We start from the raw sequence: 14658 nt of genomic DNA on the forward strand, positions 1-14658 counted from the left end.
GGGTCGAAACCCTCAGGGTCCGACGCGGGATGGATTTCGGTCATGGCGGCGAGGAGACCCCCTCCCCGCGGGAAAGACAAGTCAGAAAAACAAGCTAGGCGCGATAATGGTGTTTATCACGCGTAACGTGCTCCAATAAACGACGCAGTAGAAACGGTTCCGTGCACATAATTCACTGCCCTACCCGACTGCGCCCAGAGGCCAGCACCGTCGACCGCAGCACCACCGCCCTCATCATCAAATGAGCCGCATAAGATCCCGCGCGCATCAGCGCGGGTTAGTCTTAGGCTTTTATATCAACAGGCCCGATCTCGGCCGTCCCCAGCTGCCCCTGGTCTCAGCCGCACGACGCTATCCCAAGCGCCAGATCCCCCCCCTGTGCAGCGGTTGTCGGCGCTGTAAAGTCCCCTCCGCTTCATGCTGGCGGCGTTGCCTGATTGTGGCCAGAGCCGCCACATGGCCGCCTGGAGCATGCTGAGGCTACACGAGTCGGGGTCGCTGAGCATGTATTTCCGTGTTGAGACTCGGCACTGATAGCGTGGACTTTACTGGGAGCCATCCACAGCAGGGGCATGGACTTTACTGGGATAAGGTGTGGACTCTTCTGGGAGGGCTGATTCTGGAAGACCAAAGGAATCAATGTTTTAGCCACAGTCGTCCCGTGGACTCTTCTGGTGACAGTACAAGTACAAAATACAAATAAACCAAACCAGTAGCTTGCCCCACAAAAGTCCACGGTGACATTCACCGCGTTATCCCCCAGTGTTCAGCCCATGGGAAAGGTTCACGACATTCTGGAAGCGAAGGGCAAGCAGGGAGCACTGCTGGCTGACTTCGAACGTGTCGTGGTTGAAGCGGCAGCACAGTATCTTGGGGATGAAGAAAACAGCATTGGTTTTCTTTATTCGGGTTGGTGTCAGGCGGCCCTGCCTCATCGGAAACTTCCCAATGACGCTGGTTGGCAAATCGAGAGCGAGCGTATGGCGCTTGTGGTCGAGCCGGGCATGCGCCCCACCCCTGGTGGCAAGCCTGAGGCTGTAGGCGTGCCTTACGGCAGCCGCGCCCGATTAATTATGATCTACCTGCAAAGTGAGGCAATCCGTACGAAATCTCGCGAAATCCTGCTTGGCCGCTCGCTGCGGGAATGGCTCATGAAAATGGGGATTCCAGTCGGTGGTAAAAGCCTCAAGGACGTGCGCGATCAGTGCGAGCGAATCAGTCGTTGCCGCCTCAGTTTGACCATCAGGCAGGGCAATCGCGTTGGTATGACGAATCAGAACCTTGTCGATACCGCGATGTTCCTGGAGGGCGCGGAGCCCGGACAGGGCAGTCTTTTCGTCGACACAGCGCGCCTGTCAGAGGGTTTTTACGAGCAGCTGCAGCGCCATCCGGTCCCGCTGCAAGACGCCGCCATTCGCGCAATTGCCAATAACTCCATGGCCTTAGACGTCTATGCCTGGCTTGCTTACCGGCTGCACTCGCTCGACAAACCCCGGCCGATCTCCTGGAAGGCTGTGAAGACCCAGTTCGGCGCCGGCTACGGTCGAATGGACCATTTCAAGATGAATTTCCGCCCAACCCTCGCGCTTGCTTTAGCGGTTTATCCTGATGCACGCGTGGAAGAAGACGAAAATGGCGCTGGCTTAGTGCTGCATCCTTCACGTCCGCCGGTGCCCAGCCGCCTCGTCGCGATCTCTGGCAAGTAAGTCCCCAGTAAAGTCCACGTTGAATTAGTGCCGCGAAAAAAGAGCCTCTCGGGTGCGAGACGGCTCTTTTTTTGTTTGGCTATTCGAAAAAAACCTAATGTTTTCAAGGGCCGTGACGGTGCTTCCCAGTAAAGTCCACATGGGTCACACTTATCTGCTGCGGCCTGTACCGGCCGACTCCCAGTAAAGTCCACGCCCCGGTAAGGGCCGTCAGCGATCCAGCGAGATGTGGAAATCTGACTTTGTGCGCGGCCCGGACTGATACTCTTCGTATAGCGCCTCTATGCGCTCGAGCAGAAAGCTGCCGAATTCCGGGGCCACCGCGCGGTCAATCGCCAGCGTGAAAACCTGACTGTTCTCAGTCACGATCGCAACGCGCTGGCCGTTCCGCGCGACCCAAGAACGAGGCTTGCTGCGTGGCATAACGCTCACGGCTCGAGTGAGATGTTGGAACAGCATTTCGAAACGCCGATCGGATGTTGCCGAAAGGAAGCGGTGGCTCTCAAGTAGAGGGTCAACTGGGCGCTCCCGCACTTTTTCCATATAGGCTTTGGACAACGCGACCCATCGGTCTCGACCCGCTGCCGGCGCAGGACCCACGGCTTCTACGATATCGGTCGGCAGTCGGCTCGCGACCGATATCAACCGCGAGAGAGTCGTCTTGTCGATCGAAAGCGCCTGCATGATCGTTTCTCGGTCATGGCCCGCTACCTCCAAGGACTGCGCGAAGCGGCTGCGCTCGATGAAGGACAGATCGGCACGGGCACTGTTTTCCTGCCCCTGGGCGATGACCAGGTCGCGGTCGCTCAGCGCTTTGACGATGGCGCGCACTGGACGGCCAAGCTCCGTCGCGGCGGCGAGACGACGATGCCCGAAAGCTACCTGATAGCGCCCCTTCTGCACTGGATGAGGCCGGACAAGAATGGGGCTGTCCTGCCCCTTCTCAGCGATGCTATCGCGCAGCGCCCGGTAGCTTTCATCCTGGGGTTCCATCCGATCAGCAACCGGTGAGCGGTCGATGGCCGCAGGGTCGAGCTCCACGATAGTCTCGCCAGTGGCGAGCGTGGCTTCGAGGGTGCGCGCTGCATCCGCACGGGCCGCAAGATCATCAATCGTGCGGGTCACAGCGCCAAAGGCCCCACGGCTGGAAAAGGCGCTTGAGGGTGCGCGGACCGGTGCTGCTGGTACAATGGTTCCGGTTTCGGAGGCGGCTATCCCCTCCCCTTCCGACAGTTTCTTTTCGGTCAGGCCGGTTAGCAGGTTCTTTCGTGCCATCAGGACCGCCCCCAGGTAGCGTGAATGAGATCTTCGATTTCACCATTGACCGCATCGAGCGATTCCATCGCGCGATCATACGTGGAGCTGGTGAATTGCCGCCGCTCCACCTCATACAAGGTTTGTTTCGTAATTCCGGCGTCTGAGATTGCGACGCTCTTGAGCATGGGATTGATCAGCACGTGCTGGCCGAAGAGCGAGCGCAAAAAGCCGACCATCTGGGTCTGCGGGCCATCGGAAGGTTCGTAGCGTGTGATGAGATAGCGCAGCCAATCGAACCCCATATTACCCCCTGCCCGCTTCAGATGGCCGAGCAGATCGCCCATCATCAAGAGGAATTGGCACATGGACATCACGTCCAGCATTTGCGGATGGACAGTGATGAGAACCGCAGTCGCGGTGCAAAGCGCGGACATGGTGAGATAACCAAGCTGCGGTGGGCAATCGATCACCACCACGTCGTAGTCGTCGGCAACGTCTTCCAGAGCAGTGTTGAGGCGCGCGAAAAATATGCTGTCCCCTGCCCCGCCACGGCGCAGCGCCATCTCACGCGGCGTGTCATATTCGAACTCCATCAGCTCGATATTGCCAGGCACGATGTCCAGGCCCGGAAAATTCGTGCGTTTGATGATCTCGCGCAGCGGCCGGCGCTGGTCATCATAGCGAATGGCGCCGTAGAGCGTTTCGTTCTCTCCTACGTCAAATTCCGGTTGAAATCCGTGTAGGGAAGAAAGGCTTGCTTGGGGATCGAGGTCAATTGCGAGCACGCGATGGCCACGCAAGGCCAAGTGCTGCGCGAGGTGCCCTGCAGTTGTTGTCTTCCCACTGCCGCCTTTAAAATTGACGACAGCCACAACCTGTAAGGCTTCGCCATTGCTGCGATGCGGGACATAGCGTTTGCTGGACCGTCCATTGGCATCGAGATAATGCCGCAGCGCCTGTATCTGTTCAGCGGTATAGGAGCGACGGCCCCCACCGGTCACAACAGGGTCCGGCCCTTTGCCTTCGAGGGAGAGGTTGCGAAGGTATCCGGGTTTGACGCCGAGCAGCTTGGCGGCTTCGCCGACGACAAAGCGACGGAGGGACTTTTGTGCGGCAGGGGGGAAAAGTTCCAGGCGATGGGCCTGAAGTTTTTCTGAGAGTTCCCGCGCGTGGTGACTGATGATAGTGTCAATGTCGTGAGACAGGACACGCTCTTGCATCGTCTGTTGGGCTGTTGCTTTTTTCATGACTTAAAATCGCACATGCGGTTTAAACTCGAAGTGTGAGTTTAAACGCATTTAACGAGCTAAGGTCCACGCTGCAATCATTTCCTTGGCTCACGAAAATTGCGAGGCGCTAGCTCATGAAAGTCGAGAGTTGACGGCCGACAACTAGTCCGAAATCGGACCTAATGGGCGCAGAGCGCGACTCCGATGCATCGCTTCCCCAGGAGTGGCGACGTGAATGTCGCAATAGTTCCAATTCGAATTGAGTTGACGGCCGTCAACTCAATCGGGATTTGAGCCAACTTGCCTTTTCTGTCCAACCGGTCTTAATCGAGAGGCCGCCTGCGAAGGTTTTCAAGGCCTGAGCGTTTATGAAGCGTAGCGTTTTTGTCGCCGACGCTTCTTTTGGATATGGTGCGAAACGGCTCGGGGGCATTTAACAGGTCGTCCAATTTCCCGCGCGTATTAGTGAACCATGCGCCAAATAATGCTGTCCGGCTCGGAGATCCTGATATCCTGGTCCAATCGTCGGCACGCCCGGGTCAATGGGGGATATGACCCAACCTACGAGTTCGTCATCAGGCAGAGTCGGCCACGCAGCAAGCAGCTTCTGCCGGTAGCTCCCGATATCGAAGTCAATTGTTCGACTGGGCGAATGCTGTCAGGGAAAAATGGTGTCCTGTTGGATTTCGTAAGGCGCGAAATTTCTGTAACCGCAGCAGATGATGCTGGTGAGCGCTGACGTTTCGAATTACCGACAATCCGACTGCCGTCACCCTCTGTTGTCGGACTGATGGGCCTGGCTACGAGACCGTCCAGCCATGGGTCGCGATCCTCCGGCCCGCATGAAGGCGATCCCTCAGTCGCGTCGAAGTATATCGTGTCTGTTGGCTGGTCTTCGTGGCTCGATGAGAGCTAAGTGAATATCAGAGCTCGGCGACGCGATCTGTATTGCACAGGGATAGTAACGCGGCGACCGCTTTTTTCGAAGCCGTTGAGCCGCGCCGCAGCTTAGCTACTCGGACAAGGCTTTTTCCCTGGCAGCGTTAGCCGGTAGCACAGCGCCGGTGTACTTTCATACGATGCCATGGAGGGGGGGCTCAAAGGGATCGCCGAATTCGAGATAGGTGTCGAGTGCGGCGTGGCTTTTGTGTCGGCCGAGCCGTTTGAGGCGGGATGGGGGGGTGCGAGGTCTTTACTGGTCGTCAGTGCGCCGCGTTTGAGACTATGTCCGCTAAGGAGTGCCGGATCAAAACCCGCTGTTTGTGCCCATGATTTGGCGATCCGGGCAATCGTGCCGAGATCGCGGGCGTCTGTCCCGATGACAAGACCAGCGCGCGCTGAAATCGGCAGACTTAGCGCGGGTCGGTGGCTGCCAGATTTGCCGGAACACCGCCCCGCCAGCAATGTCAGCCGCTGACTACCAGCGCCGCAGGGCCCGGACCCGCCATCGCAGCGATGCTGCCATAAAGGATCGCAACGATGACGGCCTAGCCCATGCGCTCGCCCTTGGACTGAGGGAGGGCGAGGTGCAGGTGACCCTTCCGGGTCTCCGGGTGCTCCATGCGGTTGGCTGAGAGCTTTGATCGCCGCAGGGCGCCGGCAAAACCACCCAGGAGCAGGGCGCGCTCACGGAGGCGACGAAATCATCCCCAATTTGTGCCATGATCGGGCCCAGGCTGGCGGCGGCGGTGGCCAGTTTCCGTGTAGGATCTGCTCCTTTGGCGCCGGCGTGACGCCGGATGCCAGCCACCGTCTTAGCGACGCGGGGCTTCTGCGGTCGGCACCGGCAGATCCGCGATGAAGGTATAGGTAGCGGATGGCGGCGCGGCGGAGGGTAAGGGGCTGACGCCCACCCCTTGGCCGCGTTCGGCCGCTAGGAAGGCGACGATATTGGCGGAACCTGTCGGCAGGCAGGGGAGGGCATGGGTCTCGCACCAGGCACACGAGGCGCGGACGCCCGCCCGGTAAGCGCGGCGGGTGTCGTCTGACTTCGCATGACAGGCATAGGCATAAGCCGCGTCACGAGCGGTTGCCAATGTGCCGTCAGCAAGGGGAACGGCGACACGCGCTGCGGCGTCGAACCGGAGGCCCACATCTTCGGAGACTGTCCTATGGAGGTCTGCCCAACCGTGACCTAACTTGCTGGCACCGGTGTCGTCAGGAAGGGCAGGGGGCTCTGACAGATCGAAAGGGCTCGGATCCTGGTCGATCGGCTGGTGATGCTGCATGGCGCGATGCGGGAGTTCCAGTGCGATTCAGAAGCTCAAAAAACGCGAAAAATGTGTGCAAGAGGAGGATATTTATCAAGCATATATTAAGGGAAACGCATTACCGTGCCTTAACATGGAAAAAGTTGTTCCTGCCTTAATTGGTGGCTTTCAACACGACCGCAGGACTGTCGCGCCTCAAAAGGATCAGATGTGCAGCAGAACGCTTCGTCTGGATGACCTGACAGCCAGTGGGGCTGCCCGCTAAATCGCCGGACGAGACTCACCCTTAACTAAGGGTTGGTTATATGGTCGGTTCTATGAGTGGTTCTTATCCTCGAGCCGAGGTTTTGCCTGGACCGGCACGCCGACGGCGTTGGTCTGTGGTGGAGAAGTTGGCGATGGTCGACGAGACCCGTGAGGCTGGCGCCACTGTCAGCATTGTCGCACGTCGGCGCGATGTTTCACCGAACCAGCTCTTCACATGGCGACGCCTGGCCGAACAAGGGGCACTGGCCGCGACGCAAGCCGAGGAAGAGGTTGTCCCGGCATCTGCTTTCCGAGCACAGCAGGATATGATCCGCGAGCTCCAGCGTCTTTTGGGCAAAAAGACCCTGGAAACCGAGATCTCGAAAGAGGCGCTTGAGGTCGCGACCGACTCAAAAAAACGGCCGTTGCGGCTACTGCCGCTGCCACGAGACAGTTCGCGATGACGGCCATCTGCGAGACGCTCGGGGTGGCGCGTTCGAATATCGCGCGCCGCGTCACGAAGGGCCCGTCCAAGCGCCGTGGGCGCCCAGTTTTGTCCGAAGAGCCGCTGCTGAGCGAGATCATGGCTGTGATCGCTGAGATGCCGTCCTAAGGCTATCCGCGGGTATGGGCTGTGCTGCGCCGTCGGTCTGAAGCCTAGGGTGACGCGCCTGCGAACTGCAAATGTGTCTGTCGAATCATGAAAAAGCACGGCCTTCTCCTGCAGAAACACGCAGGGGGCGGGGTTGAACGTCAGCATGATGGCCGGGTCGCAGTCGGGCAATCCAATCTCCGCTGGTGCTCCGATGGTTTTGAGATCGCCGCGACAATGCGGAACGTGTTCGTGTCGCTTTTGCTCTCGACTGCTGCGACCGAGAGGCCATGAGCCATGTCGCGACAACGGTGGGCATCAAAGGCGGCGATATCCGAGATCTAATTGTAGCGGCGGTCGAGCACTCTCACTGGCCTTACTGCGCTTCTCCACGAAAGCTACAATCTCGGGGGGCCTCTTTCGCCCCGGCAGGCGACTTTGTCGGCCGGCTGATGCAGGCGATGTCGTCTATCAGGGGCGACGCCATCTCGGGGAAGGCTGCGAGGTGCTCTTGCTCGATCGAGGTGGGGAAACGCTCGTGAAGAAGGTTTCTTTGGCTCAGGCTGCGCGTGCGTCCGGTTGGCGTATTGGCGACGCCGTGCGGATCGACGCGAGAGGTCGCCTAATTGATCATGCTCCGCACCTCGAACAGAACGCCGGGCGAGCGTAAATTCGATGCCTTAGATCTGATGAGCATGCCCATCAGCCGACTTGCTGCGGAGAATCCAGCAACCATCCGCACAATGAGCACTCCGCAGGGTCAAAGCCGACAGGCGTCAAAAGTGGGCTGGGATGGGCTTGCGGCCGGCGTCTCGAGCGCGCTGCTCAGCGGCTGTCAGCAAGGCTCGTTTCCGGGGCGAGCGATCTCCACCCTTGTTGCGCAGAGCTTCGACGGCGAGCTCGGTATCTTTGATCCCGAGCTCGCGTTTCTTAGCCCTTACTTCGGTCAACAGGTCGTCAAGAGACATCCGGATCATCGTGATGGCTATCCATAATGGGGCCGAGCAGGTCGAAATCGCCCTGTTCCTGCTCAATTCGCCTCTTTAGATAGGAAATATCTAGTTTGGGCGCGAGTCTAAACATGGCTTTTGCCTGTTCCAGGCGAGAGTGATCGGTATGGCTTCCGCGCACCTCATGCTGCGCTAAGCGATCCGCAATGAGGTCCTCGACGGCCGGAAGAGCAATTTCTCCGGCCGCATGCGCCCTAATCAACACCAGTCGGTCAGGATCCGACCGCCCGTCGAAAAGAGGACCAGAGACTTGTTCGACCCCATATTCGGGATAGCTGGGATGATAAAAGCCACCAGATAGGCGCCCTTGTCGCGTTTCTTCGACAAACCCCGCCGCTAGCAGGGCCGCTTTCAGATGGTCATCGCTCGCTGCAACAAAATCGAAATCCCCCGACATGAAAAGTCCATCGGTGTAGATCGCCGCTGCAGCGCCTCCCACGAGCACCGCCAAGGCGCCCCCAGTTGTCTGCTGGTAGCTGCTACATGCGGTAGCCAAAACATTCAAAAGCGACCGGTAATCGTCGGGAAGGGGCATCGAGTAAGCTCAGATCATTTCCAAATATCTTACTCGTGATATGTCGGCGTTTCGAGCCCGATCAACGTGGGCCGGTAGTGGTGGCCAAGAGAGCACCGGTACGAGATCGTCGGAGCTCCCTATTATTTTATATGACGTATGATATAGACTTATCAAACTAGCTTATTAGGCCTGCGCCCATCAGGTTGTGACCTCGATGCCCATCCGACTGGAGGATTGAGAGCTATGATAGGCAGCGCACCCAATATACCTATTTTGCCGATCACGAAGACCGGCAGTCCGCGCTGGTCGGCATGGGGGTCGTGGCGGCCGCTGTTGTCGCTATAAATGCCGGCGTAACGGAGTTTGTCGCCTGGCGGCTCCACTACGATACCGCCCTTGGGTCTCCTTGGCTTGCGAAGCTTTACGCACCCTGGGCCTGGACTCAATGGGCGCAGGCCCCATGGGCTGGCTCTGTCTCAAACACGTTCCAGCTCGCCGGTGCGGGTGTCCTGGCCCTCGTCGCTGGTGGCATTCTGATCGGGGTTCAAGTTGGTGGCTCGGCCCGCCGTCGACCGCAAAGGATCGAGGGTCTGCATGGCACGGCCCGGTGAATCACCACCGCAGAGGAAATGCGGGCGATCGGGTTCTTGCCAAAAGAAGGCGAGGCGGGGGCAGGCGTTTATATCGGCGCTTGGACACAATGGCGCGCTGTCACAGCCACCACCTGCTTCAACCGCGTCTGAGGCCAAGGCCGAAGTGCAAGCGTGGATGGCACGTGGCTATAGCGTCGACCTGGGGCTGATGCAGGTCAACAGCCGCAACCTGCCAAGCCTCGGTGTGACGGTTGGGCAGATGTTCGATCCTTGCACCAACATCCAGGTCGGCGCCGCGATTCTCGTAGCAGATTTTCTGTCGGCGTCTGCCAACCGATCCAATCCGCAAGAGGCCCTGAAAGCCGCGCTGTCAGTCTATAACACCGGCGACTTTGAGCGCGGATTCGCCAATGGCTACGTCGCCAAATACTACGGGCCGGGTGGGGCGATTGGCCATCGGCCTTTCGTCACCATCGCATCCGATCGTACCCATAGCGCGGCGCGGGCAAGTTTTGCCAATCCTTATACAGCCAGCCCGGCAGTCTACGCGCGGGAGACTGCCAATCAGTGAGCACGCGGAAAAGTCACAGCCGGCTTTGCCACGGGGAGGGGACCAATGTCTTACAGAAAACCAACTGAGATCATATCCGAGACGGACGAAGGGCAGATCACCAAGATCGAGACAATGCCCTACCTCTCGCGCAGCTTAGCGGATTTCGGAATTGAAGGCGTTTGGCTCGAGGTTGACGCCGAGACTGCCGAGCAAATGGGCGCTTTTGACGAAATTGCCGTCACTCTCGCAGACACGGAGGATGACCATGGCAACTGATTAAGCCAAAAAGGTTGCCGAGAGCCTAATAGAGCAATTGAAGCAAGGCGTAGCACCCTGGCAAAAGCCGTGGCAGCCGGGCGAACAATTCCTGCCTTACAACCCGACAACTGGAAAAGACTATCGTGGTGGCAATGTCATTTGGTTGATGGCGCAGGGGCATTCCGATCCGCGCTGGATGACCTACCGCCAGGCGTCAGCCGAGGGCGCCCAGGTGCGCAAGGGCGAACAGGGCACACAAATTCAATACTGGATTATCCGCGGCAGCGAGCGGGTTACGTTACCGATGAGAAAGGTACGCCAGTCCGAGGCGAGGATGGCAAGCTGCTGACCCGCGTTGTTGAATACGAGCGACCCCGCGTTAAAACCTTCACTGTGTTCAATGGCGAGCAGATTGACGGGCTTCCGCCGCTGCCCACGCGCATGATTGCGGAATGGGATCGGCACGCGCGGGCCGAGGAGATTTTGACGGAATCCGATGCCCGTATAGATCATCAGGCGGGTAACAGAGCCTATTACCAGCCATCAACAGATAAGATGGTTATGCCAGAACGGGGACAGTTTCCGGCGGCAGACGGATATTATGCCTCGGCGATACACGAGCTCCATTGGACTGGCGCGCCGAACCGGCTTGACCGCGATCTTGCGCACCCGTTTGGCAGTGAGGGCTACGCCCGTGAGGAACTTCGGGCAGAGATCGCTTCTCTGATCGTCGGGACGGAGATCGGTATCGGCCACGATCCAAGCCGACACGCTGCCTATGTCGGGAGCTGGATCAAAGCCCTTGAAAGCGATCCGCAGGAAATTTTTCGGGCGGCGGCCGAGGCTGAGAAGATCGCGGCCATGTTGCGCGGCTTCGAGCGCGCGCAGGAGCAGGGTGCCGAACCAGCACAGGATCAATCGTCACAAGAAAGCACCGACGCCGAGACTGTGGTTGTCCGGGCGCCGACCTTGGTTCGGGAGGAACACCCCATCATGCAAGCCAGCAGCGAGCGCACCTATCTTGTGGTGCCGTATGCGGAGAAGGACCAAGCCAAGGCCGCGGGCGCAAGATGGGACCGTGAGGCCAAAGCCTGGTTTGTGCCGGTTGGAACCGACCTTGCCCCGCTGAGCGGCTGGCTGCCGCCGCATGATGAGCTTCATGTCGTGCCGTTAGTTGATCCACGTGCAGAGTTCGCGGAGGCGCTTCGCGCTTCTGGGCTTGAGCTCAACGGCTTACCTGAAATGGACGGTCAGCTCCACCGGGTGCGCGTGGTCGGTGATACCGGCGCATAGCGTAGCGGGGCCTATGTCGGCCATTTGGACGGCCACCCGGCGGGCTATATTCAGAATTTCAAAACAGGCGTGCAGGAAAACTGGAAATCGGGCGCGCCCATGCAGGCGCTTGGCACTCAGGATCGAGCCAGGCTAGCCGCAGAGGCTGCGCAGAAGGCCCATATCCGCGCTGTCGAGCGCGAGACCGCCGCTCGGGCAGCGGCTCTTACGGTCGAAGCGGTATTGGCTGCCGCCCCGGCTGCATCCGCCATGTACCCCTATCTCTTCGCAAAGAATATTGAGCCGGGCGAGTTGCACCAGGGCGCATCTGGCCAGACCATTACTACCACCAAGAAATTCGGCCGGCCCAAAGAGGCGAACCTTGAGGGCAAGCTGATCGTTCCCATGCGCGATATCGATGGTCGCATAGGGAGCATCCAAACGATCGACGGCGAGGGGAGCAAATCCTTCCACAAAGGCGGTCGCGTCGAAGGAATGCATGTGATCGTTTGCGGTGAGCTAAAACCTGATGAGCCGATCATCATCGCCGAGGGCTATGCCACGGCCGCGACCTTAAGCGAGGCCGCAAGCCTCCCGGTCATCGCCGCGTTTAATGCCGGCAATATTGCGCCCGTCGCGTAACTCTATCGAGACCGCTACCCTGAGCGGAGCATCATTATTGCCGGAGACAACGACCACACGAAGAACGCCGACCAGAATGTCGGACGCCGAAAGAGCGAGGAGGCTGCTGTTCAGGTTGGGGGCTACACGCTGCTACCTGATTTCGCGCCCGATGATCGCGGGACGGACTGGAACGACTACCAGAAAACCAACAGAGATATTGCAACTCGTGAGGCCATCGGGTGCGGCCTACGGTCAATTGCAGCAAAGCAGATCGCGGTAGAAAGCGCGTTGCTCCGGCGAGAGCAGGATGCCGAGACTCAGGCGCATGAATTGGTTGAAGAACGACAGCAGCAGGCTCATGAGGATGAGGAAGTCGAGATCGCGCTGGTCGAACGGCAGCTTGAATCCGAACCGAACCAGGAATTGAGTTCTGGCCGATAGCAGACGGCGGGGAATGTGAAATCGGGCCAGACGGATGATGATGTTCTTGCAGTTGCGGCCCAGATACTAAATCGGCCTGATCTCATCGCCAGCGGCCGGTTGACAGTGCGTCACAGGCATGATTTTCCCTCCGTCGCGGAAGTCGTGCAGCCCGCTGCTTAGCTTCTTAATGCAGTTGGGTGGGGCGCTTCGCGGATGATGGCAAGGTCGCATGCATTGATTGGAGGCACCGCAGCGGTAGCGCTAGGTGCTTGCGGCATCGTGCCGCTTACTCCGATCATGTTGATTGCTGCCGTGGTAGGGAGTTTAGCGCCGGACATCGACCACCCTCACTCGAAGCTCGGCCGCATGTTTTTCTTTGTATCCTACCCATTGAATGCGATAGTCGGCCATCGCACAGCGACACATTCGATTCTTGCGCTTGCCTTGTGTGCGGCGATGATGCCTTTCGCGGAGCGCGCAGGATTCTCGAAGATAGGTTTTGGGTTTCTTGTTGGGTACACGTCGCACATCTTAGCGGATCTTCTAACCAAAGGAGGCTGCGCACTTCTATATCCTGTGAGCCGCGTCCGATATGGTTGTTGGCCAGCGATAAAGACTGGAAGCAAAAGTGAAGCGCTCCTGCTGGTCCCCATTTTGGGTTTGATTGTCGGCATTGCCTATCACATCAATCCCACATTCTTTCGCACGACAGATGTGCTGAGGGGCCTTTTCGAGGCGGGTGTGTTTTAGCCACGAATAGCCAGAGAATTGTCAAGGCTAGGTTGTGCCTCATGGGCTTCCTGCAGCTCATGCGCGACGCCGGACGCAAATACGGCATTACCTGCAATTGTTCTTCCAATTGCCCGGGCAGATCATCGAGCGATGGGGTCGTGAAGGTAAGAACGTTTGATATGGCGGCCTGCACTGGAGCGCCCATGCAACCCATTATCGTCCTGAGGAAACCTGCTGAAGCGACGCAGCTGATAATCCTGAAGTAAACAATCAGGGCAGCGTACCGTCCGTTAGGCGGCGAGTCCCTTCAAGCTTCGCCAGCCACAGCAGTCGTGTGCCTTTGTGCGGGGCAACTTCGATCTTGAGCAGTAGGGCCTAGGCTGAGGAGGCCAAAGGCCCGCCTCAGCGGATCTCCTTGACCCCAGGACTTACTTAAACAGCTTGCTTCAGGGTCGGGGACGCCTTGAAGCGAACGGTCTTGCCAGCCTTCACCTTGACGGGTTCGCCGGTACGGGGATTGAGCGCCTTCCGGGCCTTTGTCTTTTTGACCGTGAAGGTTCCAAAGGACGGAAGGGTAAAGCCACCTTCCTTCTTCAGCTGCGCGACGATAGCGTCGATGACGTCGGCGGCCGCGCGGTTGGCGGCCACACCGGTGGTCTCGAGGCTCTCCTGAATGACTTGAGCAATGAAGGCTTTCGACATGTATTTTTCCTAAGGTAACCGAGACGCCCTATAGTCATACTGCGATCAGATTTCAAATAGCTGCCTATATGGTCAGCGATGTCTTATGGGCTCACCGAAAACATTTGGTTCGCTGGTAGGTCTAGTCTTTGCCCCGGATAGTTTGTAACTCTTGCACCAATCAGCCAGTCGATGTTGAACTCAACGTAGTCGTGTATGAGACAGGAGTCCAAAGACGTAATGGCGACCTATCGCGAGATACAGAATCGGGTCCGCGTCAAAAGTGGTTTTGTGCCCAAGACATGTTGGATCGCTCATGTAAAATCAGACCTTGGTTTTGCCATGCGTCGCTCGACGAATCGCTTCGACCATCCCACGCGGGTCAACCCTTGTCCCGGGGATCGGCGTTCAGCCATTGAGGCAGCGCTCCGGCATTTTGGGATGGTCCAATAGGACAGAGGATCCTGCCGACCAAAGCGGCTGCGGGTACAGGATTCGGGCGTTTCCCCAAGGATCGGTCCGAAGGTTTAACAAAGTCTTCGGGCTCGAAGGAACAATTGGGTCCACGGCGGCAGTCCTGAAGCGGCCTGGTGCAGGCGTCTCCCTTGCATATGGAAAGCTATCGTCAGCGTCCAATTGCCCAAGGGCTACATCTGTCTAAATCCTCAAATAAGCAAAGCAGTAGAAATTCGATTGACTATCGAAGAATACTGGCCATTTGTTCGTTGAACAAAGCCCATCTCCAAGGAAATAAC

Annotated in this window: 13 protein-coding genes and 2 pseudogenes; 10 read left to right on the forward strand and 5 right to left on the reverse strand. The window is 58.3% G+C overall.

Annotation, left to right across the window (positions count from 1 at the left end; genetic code table 11):
* Nucleotides 1-773: 773 nt before the first annotated feature.
* Complete coding sequence (locus tag ASILVAE211_RS23225; RefSeq protein WP_227323751.1) at nucleotides 774-1706, forward strand: replication protein RepA; 933 nt, start codon at nucleotides 774-776, stop codon at nucleotides 1704-1706.
* A gap of 210 nt (nucleotides 1707-1916) precedes the next feature.
* Here ASILVAE211_RS23225 and repB read toward each other — a convergent pair whose 3' ends face one another.
* The 3 genes from repB to ASILVAE211_RS23240 form a co-directional block, all read right to left on the reverse strand.
* Complete coding sequence (gene repB, locus ASILVAE211_RS23230; RefSeq protein ID WP_227323752.1) at nucleotides 1917-2981, reverse strand: plasmid partitioning protein RepB; 1065 nt, start codon at nucleotides 2979-2981, stop codon at nucleotides 1917-1919.
* Nucleotides 2981-4210: a plasmid partitioning protein RepA gene (gene repA / locus ASILVAE211_RS23235; RefSeq protein ID WP_227323753.1), complete on the reverse strand. Its 1230-nt coding sequence runs from the start codon at nucleotides 4208-4210 to the stop codon at nucleotides 2981-2983. Before repA ends, repB begins: the two co-directional genes overlap by 1 nt.
* 1736 nt (nucleotides 4211-5946) lie before the next feature.
* Nucleotides 5947-6228 carry a hypothetical protein gene (locus ASILVAE211_RS23240; protein ID WP_227323754.1) on the reverse strand — a complete coding sequence of 94 codons (282 nt, stop codon included), beginning with the start codon at nucleotides 6226-6228 and terminating at the stop codon, nucleotides 5947-5949.
* A gap of 491 nt (nucleotides 6229-6719) precedes the next feature.
* Between ASILVAE211_RS23240 and ASILVAE211_RS23245 the strand changes: the two are divergent.
* The 3 genes and pseudogenes from ASILVAE211_RS23245 to ASILVAE211_RS23250 all read left to right on the forward strand — a co-directional run.
* Nucleotides 6720-7605, forward strand: a pseudogene (locus tag ASILVAE211_RS23245) (transposase); the annotation flags it as partial.
* A 38-nt stretch (nucleotides 7606-7643) separates the two neighbouring features.
* A complete protein-coding gene (locus ASILVAE211_RS26575; protein WP_406566096.1) occupies nucleotides 7644-7910 on the forward strand; it encodes a hypothetical protein in 267 nt (88 codons plus the stop codon).
* The gene (locus ASILVAE211_RS23250; RefSeq protein ID WP_227323755.1) at nucleotides 7867-8235 is read left to right on the forward strand and encodes a hypothetical protein; all 369 of its coding nucleotides are present in this window, start codon (nucleotides 7867-7869) and stop codon (nucleotides 8233-8235) included. The genes ASILVAE211_RS26575 and ASILVAE211_RS23250 overlap by 44 nt, the downstream gene beginning before the upstream one ends.
* Here ASILVAE211_RS23250 and ASILVAE211_RS23255 read toward each other — a convergent pair.
* Nucleotides 8198-8785, reverse strand: coding sequence for a hypothetical protein (locus ASILVAE211_RS23255; RefSeq protein ID WP_227323756.1), 588 nt, complete (start codon nucleotides 8783-8785; stop codon nucleotides 8198-8200). The genes ASILVAE211_RS23250 and ASILVAE211_RS23255 overlap by 38 nt on opposite strands.
* Before the next feature lie 750 nt (nucleotides 8786-9535).
* Here ASILVAE211_RS23255 and ASILVAE211_RS23260 point away from each other — a divergent pair.
* From ASILVAE211_RS23260 to ASILVAE211_RS23285, 6 genes and pseudogenes are all read left to right on the forward strand, one after another.
* Nucleotides 9536-9931: a transglycosylase SLT domain-containing protein gene (locus tag ASILVAE211_RS23260; RefSeq protein ID WP_227323757.1), complete on the forward strand. Its 396-nt coding sequence runs from the start codon at nucleotides 9536-9538 to the stop codon at nucleotides 9929-9931.
* 45 nt (nucleotides 9932-9976) lie between these two features.
* Complete coding sequence (locus ASILVAE211_RS23265) at nucleotides 9977-10189, forward strand: hypothetical protein (RefSeq protein WP_227323758.1); 213 nt, start codon at nucleotides 9977-9979, stop codon at nucleotides 10187-10189.
* A gap of 19 nt (nucleotides 10190-10208) precedes the next feature.
* Nucleotides 10209-10520 (forward strand): annotated as a pseudogene (locus tag ASILVAE211_RS23270) (ArdC-like ssDNA-binding domain-containing protein); the annotation flags it as partial.
* Between the two features lie 44 nt (nucleotides 10521-10564).
* Nucleotides 10565-11464, forward strand: coding sequence for a zincin-like metallopeptidase domain-containing protein (locus ASILVAE211_RS23275; RefSeq protein WP_227323759.1), 900 nt, complete (start codon nucleotides 10565-10567; stop codon nucleotides 11462-11464).
* A 24-nt stretch (nucleotides 11465-11488) separates the two neighbouring features.
* A complete protein-coding gene (locus ASILVAE211_RS23280; protein WP_227323760.1) occupies nucleotides 11489-12085 on the forward strand; it encodes a hypothetical protein in 597 nt (198 codons plus the stop codon).
* Between the two features lie 618 nt (nucleotides 12086-12703).
* On the forward strand, nucleotides 12704-13240 hold the full coding sequence (locus ASILVAE211_RS23285; RefSeq protein WP_227323761.1) for a metal-dependent hydrolase: 537 nt from the start codon (nucleotides 12704-12706) through the stop codon (nucleotides 13238-13240).
* Between the two features lie 414 nt (nucleotides 13241-13654).
* On the opposite strand, the gene ASILVAE211_RS23290 is transcribed toward ASILVAE211_RS23285, so the two are convergent.
* Nucleotides 13655-13924, reverse strand: coding sequence for an HU family DNA-binding protein (locus ASILVAE211_RS23290; RefSeq protein WP_227323762.1), 270 nt, complete (start codon nucleotides 13922-13924; stop codon nucleotides 13655-13657).
* Between the last annotated feature and the right edge of the window lie 734 nt (nucleotides 13925-14658).

This window comes from Acidisoma silvae (assembly GCF_020618775.1).
Classification (GTDB): Bacteria; Pseudomonadota; Alphaproteobacteria; order Acetobacterales; family Acetobacteraceae; genus Acidisoma; species Acidisoma silvae.